General features: G+C 41.7%; 19 protein-coding genes. 9 read left to right on the top strand and 10 right to left on the bottom strand.

What is annotated here, in order from left to right; genetic code table 11:
• Nucleotides 1-50: 50 nt before the first annotated feature.
• Nucleotides 51-953: an accessory Sec system S-layer assembly protein gene (locus ACP8HG_RS12180; RefSeq protein WP_067212129.1), complete on the bottom strand. Its 903-nt coding sequence runs from the start codon at nt 951-953 to the stop codon at nt 51-53.
• Nucleotides 950-3,313: an accessory Sec system translocase SecA2 gene (gene secA2, locus ACP8HG_RS12175; RefSeq protein WP_438296453.1), complete on the bottom strand. Its 2,364-nt coding sequence runs from the start codon at nt 3,311-3,313 to the stop codon at nt 950-952. The genes ACP8HG_RS12180 and secA2 overlap by 4 nt, the downstream gene beginning before the upstream one ends.
• A gap of 417 nt (nt 3,314-3,730) precedes the next feature.
• On the opposite strand from secA2, the gene ACP8HG_RS12170 reads away from it, so the two are divergent.
• A complete protein-coding gene (locus tag ACP8HG_RS12170) occupies nt 3,731-4,774 on the top strand; it encodes a glycosyltransferase family 4 protein (protein WP_067212122.1) in 1,044 nt (347 codons plus the stop codon).
• Between the two features lie 135 nt (nt 4,775-4,909).
• Here ACP8HG_RS12170 and ACP8HG_RS12165 read toward each other — a convergent pair whose 3' ends face one another.
• Nucleotides 4,910-5,965 carry an LCP family protein gene (locus ACP8HG_RS12165; protein WP_354312243.1) on the bottom strand — a complete coding sequence of 352 codons (1,056 nt, stop codon included), beginning with the start codon at nt 5,963-5,965 and terminating at the stop codon, nt 4,910-4,912.
• Nucleotides 5,966-6,114: 149 nt separating this feature from the next.
• On the bottom strand, nt 6,115-6,747 hold the full coding sequence (locus tag ACP8HG_RS12160) for a YigZ family protein (RefSeq protein WP_067212114.1): 633 nt from the start codon (nt 6,745-6,747) through the stop codon (nt 6,115-6,117).
• A 157-nt stretch (nt 6,748-6,904) separates the two neighbouring features.
• Here ACP8HG_RS12160 and ACP8HG_RS12155 point away from each other — a divergent pair, with 157 nt between their 5' ends.
• The 4 genes from ACP8HG_RS12155 to ACP8HG_RS12140 all read left to right on the top strand — a co-directional run bounded on the left by ACP8HG_RS12155 (nt 6,905) and on the right by ACP8HG_RS12140 (nt 10,139).
• Complete coding sequence (locus ACP8HG_RS12155) at nt 6,905-8,065, top strand: sensor histidine kinase (RefSeq protein WP_338656778.1); 1,161 nt, start codon at nt 6,905-6,907, stop codon at nt 8,063-8,065.
• 21 nt (nt 8,066-8,086) lie between these two features.
• Entirely contained in the window at nt 8,087-8,767 is a 681-nt protein-coding gene (locus tag ACP8HG_RS12150) for a response regulator transcription factor (RefSeq protein ID WP_067212111.1), read from the top strand.
• A gap of 388 nt (nt 8,768-9,155) precedes the next feature.
• Complete coding sequence (locus ACP8HG_RS12145; protein ID WP_338655463.1) at nt 9,156-9,725, top strand: nuclear transport factor 2 family protein; 570 nt, start codon at nt 9,156-9,158, stop codon at nt 9,723-9,725.
• Between the two features lie 165 nt (nt 9,726-9,890).
• Nucleotides 9,891-10,139 carry a hypothetical protein gene (locus ACP8HG_RS12140; protein WP_438296450.1) on the top strand — a complete coding sequence of 83 codons (249 nt, stop codon included), beginning with the start codon at nt 9,891-9,893 and terminating at the stop codon, nt 10,137-10,139.
• Nucleotides 10,140-10,252: 113 nt separating this feature from the next.
• Here the strand turns inward: ACP8HG_RS12140 and ACP8HG_RS12135 are convergent, their stop codons facing one another.
• From ACP8HG_RS12135 to ACP8HG_RS12125, 3 genes are all read right to left on the bottom strand, one after another.
• On the bottom strand, nt 10,253-10,780 hold the full coding sequence (locus ACP8HG_RS12135) for a competence protein ComK (protein ID WP_338655466.1): 528 nt from the start codon (nt 10,778-10,780) through the stop codon (nt 10,253-10,255).
• Between the two features lie 563 nt (nt 10,781-11,343).
• Nucleotides 11,344-12,510 (bottom strand): M20 metallopeptidase family protein, encoded by a 1,167-nt coding sequence (locus tag ACP8HG_RS12130; protein WP_067212106.1) that lies wholly within the window; start codon nt 12,508-12,510, stop codon nt 11,344-11,346.
• Nucleotides 12,511-12,617: 107 nt separating this feature from the next.
• Entirely contained in the window at nt 12,618-13,127 is a 510-nt protein-coding gene (locus ACP8HG_RS12125) for an antibiotic biosynthesis monooxygenase family protein (protein ID WP_067212104.1), read from the bottom strand.
• Between the two features lie 215 nt (nt 13,128-13,342).
• Between ACP8HG_RS12125 and hemE the strand changes: the two genes are divergently transcribed.
• The 4 genes from hemE to ACP8HG_RS12105 all read left to right on the top strand — a co-directional run bounded on the left by hemE (nt 13,343) and on the right by ACP8HG_RS12105 (nt 17,745).
• Nucleotides 13,343-14,383, top strand: coding sequence for a uroporphyrinogen decarboxylase (gene hemE / locus ACP8HG_RS12120; protein WP_067212102.1), 1,041 nt, complete (start codon nt 13,343-13,345; stop codon nt 14,381-14,383).
• Between the two features lie 30 nt (nt 14,384-14,413).
• Nucleotides 14,414-15,346: a ferrochelatase gene (hemH, locus tag ACP8HG_RS12115; protein ID WP_067212099.1), complete on the top strand. Its 933-nt coding sequence runs from the start codon at nt 14,414-14,416 to the stop codon at nt 15,344-15,346.
• A gap of 27 nt (nt 15,347-15,373) precedes the next feature.
• Nucleotides 15,374-16,801 carry a protoporphyrinogen oxidase gene (hemY, locus tag ACP8HG_RS12110; RefSeq protein ID WP_067212092.1) on the top strand — a complete coding sequence of 476 codons (1,428 nt, stop codon included), beginning with the start codon at nt 15,374-15,376 and terminating at the stop codon, nt 16,799-16,801.
• Nucleotides 16,802-16,884: 83 nt separating this feature from the next.
• Nucleotides 16,885-17,745: a glycerophosphodiester phosphodiesterase family protein gene (locus tag ACP8HG_RS12105; RefSeq protein WP_342538904.1), complete on the top strand. Its 861-nt coding sequence runs from the start codon at nt 16,885-16,887 to the stop codon at nt 17,743-17,745.
• Nucleotides 17,746-17,847: 102 nt separating this feature from the next.
• On the opposite strand, the gene yhfH (ACP8HG_RS12100) is transcribed toward ACP8HG_RS12105, so the two are convergent.
• From yhfH (ACP8HG_RS12100) to yhfH (ACP8HG_RS12090), 3 genes are all read right to left on the bottom strand, one after another.
• Nucleotides 17,848-17,973, bottom strand: coding sequence for a protein YhfH (gene yhfH, locus ACP8HG_RS12100; RefSeq protein ID WP_082786678.1), 126 nt, complete (start codon nt 17,971-17,973; stop codon nt 17,848-17,850).
• 78 nt (nt 17,974-18,051) lie between these two features.
• Nucleotides 18,052-18,177 carry a protein YhfH gene (yhfH, locus tag ACP8HG_RS12095; protein ID WP_187045606.1) on the bottom strand — a complete coding sequence of 42 codons (126 nt, stop codon included), beginning with the start codon at nt 18,175-18,177 and terminating at the stop codon, nt 18,052-18,054.
• 77 nt (nt 18,178-18,254) lie between these two features.
• Nucleotides 18,255-18,380: a protein YhfH gene (yhfH, locus tag ACP8HG_RS12090; RefSeq protein WP_187045605.1), complete on the bottom strand. Its 126-nt coding sequence runs from the start codon at nt 18,378-18,380 to the stop codon at nt 18,255-18,257.
• Nucleotides 18,381-18,488: the final 108 nt, after the last annotated feature.

Genomic DNA, 18,488 nt, shown 5'->3' with positions numbered 1-18,488 from the left:
AGTAAGCCCTCCAGCGCTTTTTGGAGCTGGACAGGCGCTTCCGCTTTTGTTTAAGCGTTTTGTTGTGGTACGCGAACTGTCCAGCGAGATAAGTCTGGCTCATCTTTTTGAATCATTTCTTTTGGATAGATGAACGTCCACGGTTTTGAAGTGTTTGCTTTTACAGAAAGTGGATCAAGGGCGAATGAACCGCTAGCTACTAGATCGCCAGATGCATCAATCAGTTCTAGTGGAAGCTTTTCGATATTGATTTGTTTCGAGTGACCATTACGGATAAATACAGATGCTGCGATACCGCCGTCATCCTGTTGTTTTACTTGGAATCCGCTAATATTTACTTCACGCGGTTTCAATTTTGGAAGTCCTTCGACAACTTTTGTAAGTCCATCCTTTTGTTCTGCCGTTAAACCGTCTTCCCATGTTTGCTCCAACTCTAGTTTGTGAGGCACCATCGATTGGACGTTAAATGCAAGTTTCCAGTTTTCTGTTGGTGGCTGTTCTGCAAAGATATTGTCTTTTGTGAAGACGAATACCCAAGGTCTTGCGCTTCGTGCCGGAATATCGCCGAGCTCTTTCAAATCGAATTCATCGGAAGCGAGTGTTTTACCTTCCTCATCAAGAAGCATCAGTTCGACTGATCCAACTGAAATCTGTTGGTCTAGTGAAGAACGGAAAAACGCTTTAACGAGCCAGCTACCATTAGCAGGTTCAACGTCGATGTCAATGCCTGAAAGGGAGATTTGGTTCGGTTTAAGTGGTTCTAGCTCATTCGAATGGAAGCGGAAAACATACTCTTGCTCCTGTGGTACATTCCATTCTGGGTGTAGGGATAGCGTAGTCTCGACCTCATCTGTATTTGTCGATGCGTTTAGGCCGTCAATAATTTCTTCGGAACCGATTGTGCTATCTGATCCTGTCTTTTCGGTTTTCTTGAAAAATGAGAAAAGCTTCATTGTTGTACCTCCTGTTGTTGTGTAATAACTTTCATAAAGCTAATAACTTCAGATGCGATGTTGCGGCGTAATTTTTGATAATGACGCCCGAATAATTCGAGTCCTTCACGCTGATAAATCCGCATTGGGTCCTCTTGTCCATATGAACGGAGTCCGATACCTTCTTTTAAGCGTGTCATAACTTCCAAGTGCTTGACCCACATCGTATCAATATGAGACAGCATTACTTGTGGAATCATCTGATTGATCTGTTCATCGTCTGAGAATGATTCGATGAAGTCGAGCAACTCAGTAAGTGGAGCATCATATAGTTTTAGAATGTCAGACGTCTTATCAAGCGTCCGCGGAATTACGACAGGTTCTAACAACAGGCTGTTCATTGTATGTTCAATTCGTTCGAAATCCCAATTGCTTGAAGTCTCTTCATCTGGGCAACTATCGAAAACAACAAATTCTACTGTCTCGGAAAGCATCGATTTTAATTGTTCAAGGATACCTTCGCGGTCTAGGACGTTATTACGAAGCCCATAGATGACTTCACGCTGATCGTTAATGACGTCGTCGAGTTTTAAGTTGTATTCGCGCATTGAATAGTGGGCACCTTCTACGATACGCTGTGTCCGTTCTGTCAGTTCATCTACTTCGGGATTCTGCACTAGACCGTCTTCATTTGTTGTTACTTTTTTGAGGAACTTCTCAAGCTCTTCTTTAGCAAAACGCTTGAACATATCATCTTCGAGAGAAAGGAAGAAGTGACTCTCACCATGGTCACCTTGTCTTCCGGAACGTCCCCGTAGCTGGTTGTCAATACGACGGCTTTCGTGCTTTTCTGTTCCAAGTACGAAAAGACCACCAATTTCTTCAACCTTTTCACCGAGCACGATATCAGTTCCACGTCCAGCCATGTTTGTCGCGACTGTGATTTGACCGAGTTGTCCTGCGAGGGAAATAAGGTCTACTTCCTGTTCGACACTTTTAGCGTTCAATAAGTTATAAGTAAGTTTGTATTCATCTAAATACGCTACTACTTTTTCAGATTGTAAAATGGATGTTGTGCCGACAAGGACGGGTTGTCCTTTTTCATGACGCTTAGCGACTTCTTTCGCCATCGCCTTATATTTCTGGTCAATTGTTTTATATACTTGGTCAGGTGAATCGATACGTGCGCGCGGACGATTTGTTGGAATTTGAACAACTTCCATACCATACACTTCATTGAATTCTTTCTCCTGTGTTTTAGCCGTACCAGTCATTCCGCACAGTTCTTTATACATACGGAAGTAGTTTTGGATTGTAATTTGTGCTTGTGCTTTATTTTCCTCAGTGATTGGTAGTCCTTCTTTTGCTTCAATTGCCTGGTGTAAGCCATCGGAAAGTGTGCGTCCTTCCATGATTCGACCCGTAAACATATCGACAAGTTCAATTTTTTCTTCTTTTACGATATAGTCAACATCACGTTCGAAGATGACATGTGCACGTAATGATTGAATCATATAATGATAAAGTGTTTGGTGCTCCAATTCATATAAATTGTCGATACCAAATGCTTTTTCTACTTTCTCGATTCCAATATCAGTAAGGGAAGTCGCTTTTGTTTCATCATCAAAGTCGAAATCGATCCCTTTTTTGAAGCGTTTTGCGAGACGTGCCGCAATGTGATGAAGATCCGCATCCGCTTGCATTTTACCGGCAACGATTAATGGTGTTTTTGCTTCATCAACAAGAATACTATCAACTTCATCGATAATTGCGAAATGGTAGGGACGTTGAACTTTTTGTGATACTTGGTGCGCCATATTATCACGCAAATAGTCGAAACCGAATTCCGTTCCCACTCCGTACGTAATATCCGCATTGTAAGCAGCTTGTTTTGCTGGACCTTGCATCATTGGGACATTCAACCCAACTGTAAGGCCAAGAAAACGATGGATTTGACCAATTTGTTCATAGTCACGCTTCGCAAGATAGTCATTCACGGTAATAACGTGAACTCCTTTTCCTTCAAGTGCGCGCACATATGATGGAAGGGAAGCGACTAGCGTTTTACCTTCACCTGTAGGCATTTCAGCGATATTACCTTCTGTTAGAACGAGTCCGCCGATAAGTTGAACATCGAAATGACGCATGCCAAGGATTCGCTTGGATGCTTCACGAACAACAGCAAAAGCATCTGGAATAATAGATTGGATCTTTTCTCCAGATTGGATTCTCTCCTTGAATATAGTAGTCATACTTGTTAGTTGTTCGTCTGACATTGGTTCGTATGTAGCTTCTAATTTATTTATTTGTTGGACAATCTTCCGATACTTTCGAAGTTGTCTTTCGTTCGTCTGATTTGAACGTTTGAATATTGATAGCATTGGATGAACGCTCCTTTTTTCCGATCCCTTTAAAGGACCCGTCCCCATTTTACCAAAAAGAATGGAAAATGACTACCTTGAGCTGAAATCTACATAATGTAAGGAAAGAAAAGGTGGGGGGATAGCTAGGGGAATGAAAGGGAAAGATAAGATAAACAAAATTGTAAGCACCCGCTACAAATGAATGCAGTTTGAGTACGCCGCTATCTGTGGCTATCCGAGCACTAGACGCGGGAATCTTGATGTGGAACATTCGCCTTGCGAAGGTTATCCAAAGTATATTATTCTAAACTGACCTAAACACAAGGAAACAATGATAATTAGAAAAGAGTTTTCTAGTAAAGTGCTTTACTTGTTTAAATATGCTATGATACTGTTGGTATGATAAATTAGCGATTTACTATAGGGAGGAAGGACATGTTATTCCTTGCAATGGCTGCTGCACTACTAGCTTCCATCTTACTTACTCCACTCGTCATTAAATTGGCATTCCGGATAGGAGCGGTCGATCGGCCGAATTACCGGAAAGTCCATGCGTCTGTTATGCCGCGAATCGGCGGTCTTGCGATATTTGGTGCTTTTCTAATTGGCTATGCGGTATTACTACCGAAAGATGAACACGCTGTTGGAATACTTATCGGTGCTGTTATCATCATTGTTATGGGCTTTCTCGATGATATGCTTGAAATTACCGCGAAAGCAAAACTTGCTGGTCAATTGGCTGCGGCTATTGTCGTTGTCGTATGGGGCGGTTTACAAATTGAAGTTATTAATTTACCGTTTATTGGGGAATTTGATTTTGGTTACTTAAGTATTCCAATTACAATTATTTGGATCATCGGCATTACAAATGCTATAAATCTTATAGATGGATTGGATGGACTTGCAGCAGGTGTTTCAACGATTGCACTCATTACAATTGCTGTTATGGCGATGATAATGGGGAATGTATTCGTAGTTGCAACAGCTTCGATTCTTGCGGCAAGCTCGCTTGGCTTCTTGTTTTACAATTTCCATCCGGCAAAAATCTTTATGGGAGACACCGGATCCTTGTTCCTGGGCTTTATGATTTCGGTTCTTGCATTATTAGGATTCAAGAACGTTGCTGTCGTTTCACTGATTATCCCAGTTATTATATTGGGTATTCCAATTTCTGACACGTTCTTCGCAATTGTTCGCCGTATACGCACGAAACAGCCTATTATGGCACCGGATAAATCACATTTACACCATTGCTTACTTCGTAGCGGTTTTTCACATAGGCAGACAGTCTTGGTCATTTATGCGCTTGCAATTCTGTTTGGGGTTGCAGCTGTATTGTTCTCGCAAGCGACAGTATGGGGAGCAATTCTGCTTATTGTAGTCATGCTTATCGCGATTGAACTGTTCGTTGAAGTAATCGGTCTTGCCGGTACAAACTATCGACCGTTGTTAAATCTTGTACGGATGATTGGTAAGTAACACAGCTGTTTGTACACTAGACAATAAGAAAAAATGGCCATGCACCTTTTCATTAAGGTAGCATGGCCATTTTTTATAGAATTATGTGTGGAAAGAAAAAAGAACCAGCTAACTTTCAGCCTGGTTCTTTTGGTATCATTCATTAAAACTATCTTCCAAAGCTTCTTCGGTTGAACCAGTTATGGTCGAACCACTGTCAGTCAGACTAGATGAGTCGGGGATGAGACCGAGATGTGCTTGCAATATGTTCTTCACTTCAGCTAAATAGGTTTCATCAAGTTTCCAGTAATAAATTCCCGTAGACATGTCGTCGTAACCCTTCAAACTTAGTGTATCGACTTGTGGCATACCGCCTTTTACATATTCCAAGAACGATTTCATTTCGTCAAACGTCATGTCGGTTTTCATGTTCTCGCCAACTGCCTCAATAACATCACCGTACTTCGTTATTGATTTTACTGAAGCGGCTTCTTTCATGATTGCCTGTAAGATCATTTGCTGACGTTTTCCGCGTTCGACGTCGGTATCGAGTTTACGTGTCCGTGCAAGCGCAAGGGCGTGTTTGCCGTCAAGATGTTGCAGACCTTTTTTCAAATGAATCGTATATTTATCATTTTCGTCTTTTTCAGTTCGGTTGTATGGAACCTCAACGTCGATTCCGTCAATTGCATCAACAACATCAATGAATGCATTGAAATTCATCCTCACATAGTAGTCGACAGGAATCTCAAACAATTCTTCAACTGTTTCGATTGTTGCACGTGTTCCGCCAAATGCATGGGCATGGGTGATTTTATCACGATATCCGACTTCAGGGATATAGGCGTATGAATCACGCGGAATACTGACCAATTTTACAGATTTACTCGCCGGATTCAATGTAGCGAGTAGAAGTGCATCCGAACGGCTGTTGTTATCTCCTTGGCTGCGCGCTTCACTGTCATCGACACCGATGAATAGAATTGAAACATTGTCGTTTGCTGGCTCGACTTTTACTTCGCGAATTTCGGATTTTGGTCGGTCAGGGACGGCTTCATACGCACTAACTGCCATGTTTTCTGCTTTTTTCTGAAGTGAAGCAGCATATGCCGCAACAACAATAAATAGGGACAAGGTGAGAAGAAGCACAACTTTTACGGCTAAGCGTTTCCCGGACGATTTGTTTCTTTTTTTATAGTCTTTTCTTTTCATTTTTTAGTTCCTCCAGAATCGACTATGTAAGTTTTTCATAGTTGATCATATAATTGACAAATATCGTCAAAAGGTAGAGATAGCATAACGGATCACAAGGTTTTGTGACATAAATACTCATGACCTTTTCTATTATACTATTTTTTTAGTTAGTTGTCGAACTCGAGAAATTCGCTAGAAGTCGACACAATTTCCGCCTGACCATTTGTTAATTCGGCCATCCAAGCAGTGAAAACATTCTCTTCTGTCACTGGAACGTATACGAATAAGTTGACGCCGTCCGCATAGGAAATTTCTTTTAGTGGATAAGCGGACTGCCTTATCTCATTTTCGACTTTTCCGAGCCATGTATAATCAATTGTTACTCTCATTAGATGATGAAGTTTTCTTACGACAGTACCCGTGGCTGTAATGCCCTCAGACGTCGCGCGGCCATACGCACGGATTAACCCACCGCCTCCAAGCTTGATACCCCCAAAATAGCGCGTCACAACGACGACAGTATCTTTTAACCCTTGTTTTTTTAAGACTTCGAGCATTGGCACGCCAGCCGTACCTGTTGGTTCACCATCATCATTCGCTTTTTGGATAGTATCGTGCTCGCCAATCATATATGCCGAACAGTTGTGGTTGGCATTATGATGCTTTTTCTTGATTTCTTGAATGAACTCTAGGGCTTCATCTTCCGTCTCTGCACGTGACACATAGGTGAGAAATCTAGATTTTTGGATGATCAATTCACTTTCACCGTAATCTTTAACTGTATAATAATCTGCTCGCATTTGCGGCACCCCCATCACTTGTAATACAATCTTAATATCCATTTGGTACTATGATGCTATACTATAATGAAGTGCATAAGGAAATCAGTATTCCTGTACCACTTCTTACTTAATAGTATATATGTAATTTTTCAGGCTGTAGGCGGGAGGGAACTTAATCTTGAGGGAAAATATAGTTGATATCCAAACGCTTGAAACAATCTTTAGTAGTATGGTCCGTGCTATGGATAACTCAAAGAACGATATCTTTATTATAAGCGAACAAAGCCGTCAAAGCTTTGTCGATATGAAAAAAGAGCTTGCAACGGTCAAAAGTGATATTTCCCAGGCAATAACCGAAGGCGACTATTTGGAGAACATGACTGGGCATTCACGCAAACGTCTCGCCGACGTCTCGAAGAACTTCATGAATTACTCAGAGGAACAAGTGAGAGAGGCTTACGAAGTTGCAAATGACTTACATGTCCGATTATCCATTAACCGGATGGAGGAGAAGCAGCTACGTGCACGTCGGGACGATTTAGACAGACGCCTCGTAGCGCTACTCGATACAATCGAACGGGCGGATCAGCTTGTTAATCAAGTGGCGACCGTTATTAACTATTTGACTTCTGATTTAAAAAATGTTGGTGAAGCACTTGAAAATGCAAGACACAAGCAGGATTTCAGCATCAGAATTATTCAGGCACAGGAAGAGGAGCGCAAAAGGCTTTCTCGTGACATTCATGACGGGCCAGCGCAAATGTTGGCGAATGTGATGATCCGTACTGGGTTGATTGAAAAAATCTTTGTAGAAAAAGGTCCTCAACCTGCATTGGGTGAATTAGCAGATCTCAAAGTGATGGTGAGGAATGCACTTTATGAAGTCCGGCGTATCATTTATGATCTTCGACCTATGGCACTTGACGATCTTGGCCTGATTCCGACATTGAGAAAGTATTTGTCGACAATCGAAGAATATGAAAAAAATGTTGAAATTCACTTTCAAAATAGTGGACAAGAGCAGCGTTTTCAAACGAATTTTGAAGTGTCGGTCTTCCGACTTGTACAAGAATCTGTATCAAATGCATTGAAACATGGAAAATCGAAGGACATTTGGGTGAAAACTGAATGGCTTCGCGATATAATGAATATTATCATTAAGGATAATGGACAAGGATTCAACCAGAATGAAGTGAAAGATAAGTCGTTCGGTTTAATTGGGATGCGGGAACGAATTGATTTATTAAAAGGCGATATGACAATCACTTCAACGCCTGGCAATGGTACGATGATCCATTTCCGGATCCCGCTTCGGAATGAAATAATTGACGGCTAGATATATGGGGAGGAAATGACTATGACTGTTACGAAAATATTAATTGTAGATGATCATCAATTATTCCGTGAAGGGGTAAAGAGAATTCTGGACTTTGAAGATTCTTTTGAAGTTGTTGCAGAAGGTGATGACGGTAGCGAAGTAAATGAACTTTATAGACAGTGCGAACCGGATGTTGTTCTTATGGACATTAACATGCCACGTATGAATGGTGTCGATGCGACCGAGAATCTTGTTAAAGAGTTTCCTAATGCGAAGGTAATTATGTTGTCGATTCATGATGACGAGTCATATGTATCGCATGCACTGAAAACGGGTGCGCTTGGCTATATGCTGAAAGAGATGGATGCAGATGCAATCGTTCAAGCGATTAAGGTCGTTGAAATGGGCGGTTCGTATCTTCACCCGAAAGTGACACATAACCTTGTTACGGAATTCCGCAGATTGAGTGAACGGGAGCATAAAGGGTCATTCCAGCAAAATGATATCCGCCGACCATTCCACCTACTTACAAAACGTGAGTGTGAAGTATTGCAACTGTTGACGGATGGGCAAAGTAACCGGACAATTGGAGAAACGTTATTCATTTCTGAAAAGACGGTTAAAAACCACGTTTCAAGTATTTTGCAAAAAATGGCTGTAAATGACCGGACACAAGCAGTTGTAACTGCTATTAAAAATGGTTGGGTTGAAGTGAAGTAATTCGGACTTTGTTGAAAAACAAGAAAGTAAAAGTTTTCCAACCTGGAATGATGTCTAGGCTCCAAACGCCAGCCCCTCGGAGGCCCACAGGATGTGGGGCACGTAGCCATTGCCGCAGGACGCGGCGTACTTAGGCTAGGTTCCTTGGAAGTCGTTTTGGGGGAGGGATTGAACTTCATCCCTCCTCCTGTGTGGGGGCTGAAGTACGCCTCCTCGTGCCTGCAAGGATGCAGGTATGCAGTCGTTGCGACAGGAAGTCGCGATTTTAGACTGCCTACCTTGTCTCTTATGCCTGTCGGGGCTTAACGGCGCCTTACGCTTTTCTTAAATAAAAGGAGAAAGGCCATCCAGTCGGAGCGGCCTTTTTACCTGTTCAGGAGGAAAGAAAATGAAAAAAATATTTGTTCCTATAAGTATGTCGGTTCTTTTACTACTTGGCGCGTGCAGTAGCGATGGAGAGAAGTCGACTGGAAGCGGCTCGGTCAATGATGGCGAGGCGGCGAATGAAAACGGTGCAATTGATCATGGTGTGGAAGACAAAAAAGTGGGTTTTAGCTTAGAGGGAGGAGTTATAGAAGAAGCTTCTGGTGTTCCGGCTGAGGAGAAAGAACAAATTTTAGCAGTATATAAGGTGTATATCGATACGCTGAATGAACAAGATATCGATGGCTATTTGAATACACTTTCTCCGGAAGACTATGATTTTGAGGAAGAACGTGCATTCATGGAAGAGCAATTTAGTGAATATGAGCTAAATCGCGAAATATCGAACGTAACGATTGTAAAGTATTCTGATAAGGAAGCCCAAGTCTTCTCGAATTTGAATACATCATATAAACAAGTATCTACTGGTCTTGTGACAAAACAAGATGGAAGACAAGTGACCGTATTTACGAAAAATGGTGACGATTGGAAAGCTGCGTCGGTGCATTACATCGGTGATGACGGGAAAGAGTAAATGTGGTTCATATGTAAGACTTTCAGCTGTAATAGCCGAAAGTCTTTTTTTGTTTCGTGGCTGTCGTACAGTCCCCTACAAAACCATATAACCTACAAAAAAATTGTAGGTTGTCTTATCAGTGATATGGGTATACAATAATAAGAACTAATGTTCTGTGTGAGGATGGGAGCAGTTAAAATGCATTTAATATCTGCAGAGGCATTGCCGCATTTTGAGAATATGATTTATTTGCCGATGCTTCTTATTATATTGGAAAAGGATCGAGATTCGTTTGAAAAAGGTCCATTCAAACTGAAAGGACCTTATGTCAAACTTGTCGATGAAGCAACAAGAGCTGCACGTGCTGAACTTAGGGAAACCACCATCTACTTACGTCGCCAGAATATGAAAGTCATACGCTACTTTCACTGAGTATATTTTCGTATACGGGGACAATAAGGACCACAGACGTTATTTGAACATCCGCCTACGTAATTGGACGAAGGAACTGTTAAACATTTACTTCGCCATGTTTGAAAGTTAAGTCAATCCTCATCCGGGAAGTCAAATTTATCGAATTTTGATGGCCTGTTCAATTGTCTTTGTTTTTTCAAAAAGTTTTTTTCGAGAAGTGCAGCGACTGCATATTGGCGATACATTGTTGTAGCTGAAATATCGAGCTTGAAGGAAAGACCATTTTCCAAGTAGAGAATACAGCCCATACCATCCGGTTCTATATTATCAATCGCACTATAGGAAACCCAGACATTCTCTTCTGAATTCGGAGACATTGTTGGTAGAAAGATATAAGGTACTCCGAAATCATGAGCTATAATTATAGGCATTTTATGGCGTTTTCCAATTGCTAGTTTTGCTGTATTTGTTGAATTTTGTAAAGAACCACCATAATAATGACAAGAATTTTTAACAATGTGAACGGGTTTTCGTGAAACGTTCAATTCACCGTTTCGTTCGATTACAAGCGTTGATAGTTTATTTCCTTGGACCACAGGTAGTAACAAAAATGTATTGAAAGAAACAATGTATTTCCCTAACCATTTCTTTTTAACCAATAAAATGCACCCCTTATAGTTTATTGTTGTTGCATAAGTCCTAGTATAAATTAGAAAATTTAAAATGCAACCATTTAATTAAACTATTTGAACTATTTTGTTTTTTAGTGCTATTATCACTCGTATTATGCAATTTACTAAAATGGAATTTGTTATTATTTTGAATGAGCAGGATTTTGTATCACGTCTGTTGAATATCCACTTTCTTACATGGAGAACCTGTAAGAAAAGCATACAAGTCTATATTTGCACTTGTACATTTCTAGTCACATCCCTTTCCGACTATCTGTCCGTCGCTTCCTTACGCAGTAGTCGTTCAGTACAAACCGATCCGATAACACCTGTACATAAGGCTTCTAGAGTTTTATCATAAAAGTAAACAGTGAATAAAATAATCACCTACTGGTCACATATGCGTCACGATAAATCTGTCGTGATTAGTTCGCCGAAAAGCGAACGGAAATGGTCCAGAGAAAATGGATTTTTCCAAGCCCTACTCACCAGTATTTCATATGAAAAAAAAAGGCCTTCTACTCCTATAATTAAGAGGGAAGACCTTTGTTTTATAAATTTTGGAAATCGATAGCTGCAGCGCCGAGTGTTTTTGCTGCGAGAAGCATCGCATTTTCATCGATGTCGAATTTTGGGTGATGATGTGGATATGGATTGTCAGGTTTTGCGCCAGTGAAGAAAAATGTACCGGGTACTTTTTCCAAATAATATGCAAAATCTTCGCCGCCCATTTGTGGTGTTGATTCCACGACTGATTCCACGCCAAGAATACCTTCCGCGACAGTCTTCAGAAATTCTGTTTCGGCTTTGTGATTGACAACAGCTGGATAGCCGCGTACATATTCGAAATCGATTGTACAGTCATTTGCAAGCGCAGTCCCGTCAACAACGCGTTTCATTTCGCGTTCCATCAAATGGCGAATGTCAGGGTTGAATGTCCGTACCGTACCGCCTAGTTTTGCTGAATCGGCTATGACATTAAATGCGTTTTGTGCAACGAATGAACCGATAGATAACACTGCCGAGTCGATTGGATCGACGCGACGGGAAACAAGTTGCTGTAAATTCATCACTAGCTGTGCGCCAATAACGATAGCGTCTTTCGTTTGATGCGGAGCCGCACCGTGACCGCCTGCGCCTTGGATTTTAATGTCGAAACGGTCAGCCGCTGCCATTACAGGACCGGTCAAATATTCGATTGTACCTAAAGGTGTCAAAGACCATAGATGCGTTCCAAAAATGACATCAACCCCATCAAGGCAACCGTCTTCAATCATGGAAATTGCACCGCCTGGAGCAAATTCTTCTGCGTGTTGGTGGATGAAAACATAGTCGCCAGCAAGGTCTTCATGCAGTTCATGAATGGCTTTTGCAAGCTGTAGGAGTGTAGCAGTGTGCCCATCGTGACCACAAGCATGCATGACGCCTGGAACAGTTGATTTATACGCTACATCCTTTTCATCTTGAATGGGTAGCGCGTCGAAATCTGCACGTAGTGCAACCGTCTTACCAGGTCTACCACCCGAAACCCTTGCAACGACACCATTGCCGCCAACCCCCTTACGTACTTCAATACCAAGGTCAGCGTAAAAATCATGTATGTACTGCGCAGTTTTTTCTTCCTTAAAAGATAATTCAGGATTCATGTGAAGGTGGCGGCGAATAACGACCATATCCTCATAAGCGCTATCGAGCTTTTCATACAATTGTTCTTTCAATGGACTGTTCCCCCTAAAAATTATCTAATTTGAATGTTGCTACTTCTATTATAGCAAACATTTGAGAGGGAACACTAAAACGCAACCCGTAGTTCGGGTCGCGCGTTTTATATCTTATCTTTCGTGGTATAAGTTGTTACATAAGGAGCGCTCGAGAAAATATGAAGCGAAGTATCGACGCCTGCTTCTGCATGATTTGAGGAGTGAGCCTTGTCGAAAGCAGATGAGTTTTCCCATCTTGTATAATGGGTGCTATCAGACCATTCTGTCAGAACGATATACGTGTCTGAATCGAGTGGGCGGAGCAAACGAAATGCGATGAATCCGAGTTCAGATTCAATAGCACCCGTAAGTTCTGTAAAGCGATGCTCAAAAACTGGACGTCCTTCATCCGTGACGGGAATATTGTTGAAAACGAAATAACCGTTATCTTGCAGTGTTCCCGAGGAGCTAATGACTTCGTAACGGCGTGGTGTTTGGAACACAGTTTTACCTACCGTTTCATGCAGTAAAAGAGAATTACCATGACCATGCATGGCAATCAAGCTTTCTGCCGCATATTTTTCTTTTAAACTTTCCATAAATTCAGGTGTACCCGATGTCATATAAATATTCATTTTCAAAAAAACCTCCTTGTAGTTCTTATTTATCTATTTTCCCCTATTTGAGAACTTAAAACAAACTTTGACAAAATGATGGCGAAAAAAGTAAGAAGTTAGCACAATTGTATGAATAACGGGGCTAAAAGCTATACTTTGCAAAGGGAAACGTCTATATTGAGTACGGATATGTAACACGGAAATAGTTAATTAAGAAAGTGGGAATAAACCAAATGACAAAATTCAATGATACACTTTTACGCGCTGCAAGAGGCGAGAAAATTGATCATACACCGGCTTGGTACATGAGGCAGGCAGGGCGTTCACAACCGGAATACCTAAAAATCAAGGAGAAATATTCTCTTGAAGAGATTACGCACCAACCTGAACTTTGCGCATATGTAACAAAGCTTCCAGTTGATCAGTATAATGTCGACGCGGCAATTCTTTACAAAGACATCGTTACACCACTTCCGGGAATTGGTATTGATGTGAAAATAAAAGCGGGCATTGGTCCAGTTATCTCAAATCCAATCCGTACAGTTCAAGATGTCCATAATCTTGGCGATCTATCACCACAAGATGATATTCCTTTCGTTCTTGAAACGATTAAAATATTGACGAAGGAACAATTGAATGTTCCGCTTATCGGCTTTGCGGGGGCACCATTTACGCTTGCGAGTTATATGATTGAAGGCGGTCCATCGAAAAGCTACAACTTGACGAAATCATTCATGGTATCTGAGCCGGAAGCATGGTTCGCATTGATGGACAAACTAGCAGATATGACGATTACGTATATTACTGCACAAGTTAATGCGGGTGCAAAAGCAATTCAAATCTTTGATTCGTGGGTAGGGGCATTAAATGTATCTGATTACCGAATCTTCATCAAACCAGTTATGACGCGTATTTTCACAGAGCTGCGTAAATTGAACGTTCCACTAATCACATTCGGTGTCGGCGCAAGCCACTTGGCAAACGAATGGCATGACTTGCCTGTAGACGTTGTTGGTCTCGACTGGCGCTTATCTGTAAAAGAAGCAGGAGAGCGCGGTCTAACGAAGCCGCTGCAAGGGAATCTTGACCCATCACTGCTACTTGCAGATTGGAGCATTATCGAAGAACGTGCGAAAGTAATCATCGAACAAGGCGTAGAGCATGGTAACCACATTTTCAACCTTGGTCATGGCGTGTTCCCTGATGTGAAACCAGCAACATTGAAAAGATTAACTGAATTTGTTCATGAATATAGTGCACAGCTGCGTAAATAACGTGCTGATCCAAACGAAGAGGTGAATGTTATGACAAAGAAACAAATGGGACTTTTAGTGATGGCTTATGGGACTCCGAATAAGGAAGAGGATATTGAATCGTATTATACGCATATCCGCCACGGTCGCCCGCCTGCACCCGAACAATTGGAGGACCTTCGCAATCGCTATGAGGCAATTGGCGGGATTTCTCCGCTTGCGCGAATTACTGAAGACCAAGCAAACGCGCTTTGCAACCGTCTGAATGAAGTGCAGGATAACATTGAATTCAAGGTCTATATTGGATTGAAACATATTGCACCATTTATTGAGGATGCGGTAGAAAAAATGCATGAAGACGGGATTACAGAAGCGGTCTCAATCGTACTGGCGCCGCATTTCTCGACGTTTTCTGTCAAGTCATACAATGGCCGCACGAAAGAAGAGGCTGACAAGCATGGTATCACAATTACTTCTGTCGAAAGTTGGTACAAACAGCCGAAGTTTATTGAATTCTGGACTGATCAAGTGCGCGGTACATTCGACAGCATGAGCGAAGAAGAGAGAGCGAAAGCATGTCTGATTGTTTCAGCGCATTCGTTGCCGGAAAAAATAATCGCGAATGGTGATCCATATCCAGATCAGTTGAAAGAAACAGCTGAATTGATTGCAAAAGCTGCTGGTGTGAAAAACTATGAACTAGGTTGGCAAAGTGCAGGGCAAACGCCTGAACCATGGCTTGGTCCCGACGTTCAAGATTTAACACGCGATTTGCATAATGAAAAAGGATATACAACATTTGTTTATACGCCAGTTGGATTTGTTTCCGACCATCTCGAAGTACTATTTGACAATGATTATGAGTGTAAAGTTGTGTGTGATGAAATCGGTGCATCCTACTACCGTCCGGCAATGCCGAACATCGACCCACTCTTCATCGATGCGATGGTGGATGCAGTATTTGAAAAGATGAAAGAAGCTTAATATGGTTGAAAGAAAGTGATGATGGACATGAGCGGACAAAACAAGAAAGTCGTTATTGTCGGCGGAGGGATTACGGGCCTCTCCGCGGCATTTTATATGCAGAAAGAAGCGCGTGAAAAAGGCTTACCTCTAGATGTCATACTTGTCGAGGCGTCAAATCGACTTGGTGGCAAAATCCAGACAGTCCGGCGTAACGGTTTTATCATCGAGCGTGGTCCGGATTCATTTCTTATACGGAAAAAAAGCATGGGAGTCCTTGCACAAGACCTTGGAATCGAAGGGGAGCTTGTGAAAAACGCGACAGGGCAAGCATACGTGCTTGTCGGTGGCGAGTTACATCCAATTCCAGGCGGTTCTGTTATGGGTATCCCAACAGAAATTGGTCCATTCTTGAAAACGGGACTGTTTTCGTTGTCAGGAAAATTGCGTGCAGCGGGCGATTTCGTCCTCCCACGCTCAAACATCAAAGGGGATCAGTCACTCGGTGGATTTTTCCGCAGACGTTTTGGCGGGGAAATTGTTGAGAACTTGATTGAACCGTTGTTATCTGGCGTTTACGCAGGCGATATTGACCACATGAGTTTGGAATCTACATTCCCGCAGTTCTACGCAGTGGAAAAGAAACATCGAAGTCTGATTCTCGGGATGAAAAAAACGACACCGAAACAACTACCGCAGAAAGACGGACATGGCGCTAAGAAAGAAGGCGTTTTCCACACGTTCCGTAACGGACTTGAAACAATTGTTGAAGCAATTGAACAACAACTTGAACCAGGTTCCGTCATGAAAGGTGTTCGGATCGATGCAATTGAGGCGCCAGGAATGGTCGGGGAAAAGACTATACTTGAAATGAATGACGGCCGTAAAATAGAAGCAGATGCAGTTATACTTACAACTGGGCATGAGATGGCGGGTCGCTTATTTGCTCCGCACGGATTATTGCAAGATTTAAGAGAAATACCAACAACGTCTGTTGCGACAGTGGCCCTTGCTTTTCCGGAGGAACATGTCGTACAGGACAAAGAAGGAACCGGTTTTCTTGTCTCAAGAAGCAGCGATTATTCAATCACGGCGTGCACGTGGACACACCGGAAATGGCCGACGACAACACCTGCTGGAAAAGTACTTATCCGGGCCTTCGTAGGTCGCGTAGGCGATGAAGCGATTGTTGATTTACCAGATGCTGAAATTGAGAAAATCGTTCTTGCTGATCTTGGCAGGGTTATGAATATAACAGGGAAACCGGATTTTACGGTTATTACCCGTTGGAAAAAAGACCGCCCGCAATACCGGGTTGGTCACAAACAGCGGATTGCAGCAGCCCGCGCAGAACTGGAATCGAAGTTCCCACAAGTAAAACTCGCCGGTGCCTCTTATAATGGAGTCGGATTACCCGATTGTATTGATCAGGGAAGAGCGGCAGTGAAAGAAGTATTGGAAGATTTATTTGACTGAAAAGATTCGCCCTCGGGTGGATTTTTTTTGTTGGAAAAAGGGTATAGAAGAAACATAGAAAGTTAACGAAAAGAGGAAGCAAAATGAAAAAGTATACATGGGGAATACTGTGTGCGGTGTTGTTATTAACGGGCTGTAGCAAAGGCGAGGCGGAAAACGGACCAATGCCAAGCGAAGATTTCCTCATTATCGCACATCGCGGCGCGTCAGCATACGTGCCGGAAAACACACTTGCTTCTTTTGATTTGGCAGAAGAACTTGCTGCCGACTATATTGAACTTGATATTCATCTGACCAAAGACGGCCAACTTGCGGTTATGCATGACGCGGATGTATCTGGTACAACCGAAGCTAATGGCAAAATCGGTGGATTGACACTTAGTGAGCTGAAGGAGTTATCCGTTAACTTTCGGCACAAGGATGAAGACAAGAAAGCTGTAAATGGCCCATCAGAAGAATATGCAGTTCCTACACTGGGTGAAGTATTCGGTCAATTTGGGGACAATATGAATTTCATCATTGAGTTGAAAGATCCAGAAGACTATCCTGGGATCGAAGAAAAACTGGTAGATACATTGAAGCAATACGACATGATTGGGTTTGATAAAGATAGACATCCTAAAGTAGCAATCCAGTCATTCAGTAAAAAAGGATTAAAACGCGTTTACGAATTAAATCAAGATATCCCGCTTCTAAAACTCATTTCATTTGATGATGATGAAGAGGCGAAATTGTCAAAAAAAGAATTGGATGAGCTTTTGACATATGCATCTGGACTGGGAGTTAGTTATAAAGCACTAACGGTCCCATTTATAAAGAAAATGCATGAAAAAGGACTATCCGTTTATGCGTATACTATTATTGATGCTGAAACTGCATTAAAAATGATGGCCATCGGTGCAAATGGCATTCACACAGATCGTCCCGACATACTAGACAAATAAAAAGGTATATCTTTCTACAATCAAAAAACAGCCGAAGGAGTCTCTACGGCTGTTTAAAAAAGATAAGTAAACGTTATTCACCTGGAGCAGCGCTTTTCTAATTCACAGGATATTGCAGTCGTCACATTTGTTGCCGTAGCATTCATGCTGCTCTTCGATTTCTTTCCCGCAAACCGTGCAAACTTTAGCGGGTAGATTTTTGAAAAACTCAATTACATTTTCAAGCATATTTTATTCTCCCCTTCCTTATTTGTATTAGTACTAGGCTTAATATTAACGTTGTGATAGTACAGTATATGCAAAAGGTTATACGGTATTGCAGGCATCGCATTTATTGCCGTAACACTCATGTTGTTCTTCGATTTCATTGCCGCATGACGTACAAACTTTAGCAGGTAGGTTCTTAAAAAACTCAATTACGTTTTCAATCATCGCTAACATCCCCTTTTTTGCTGTATTAGTGTTTGGTTTATTTTTTAATGTGTAATAGTACAGACTCTGCAAAAAAATTACAAGATGTTGCAGTTATCACATTTGTTACTGTAGCATTCATGTTGCTCGTCGATTTCACTCCCGCATGATGTACAAGTTTTAGCAGGTAGATTTTTGAAAAACTCGATGACATTCTCAATCATATTTTCATTCTCCCCTTCCTAATTTGTACTACAACTAAATCTGTTATTAGTAGTGTATTATAACAGTGTACTAGATGTCAACACATTTCACGATTTATTCTGAAAGTT

The organism is Sporosarcina sp. FA15, assembly GCF_051550195.1.
GTDB classification, from domain to species: domain Bacteria; phylum Bacillota; class Bacilli; order Bacillales_A; family Planococcaceae; genus Sporosarcina; species Sporosarcina psychrophila.
The sequence above is the reverse complement of the archived record's forward strand: the minus strand, read 5'-3'. Positions and strand labels throughout refer to the sequence as shown.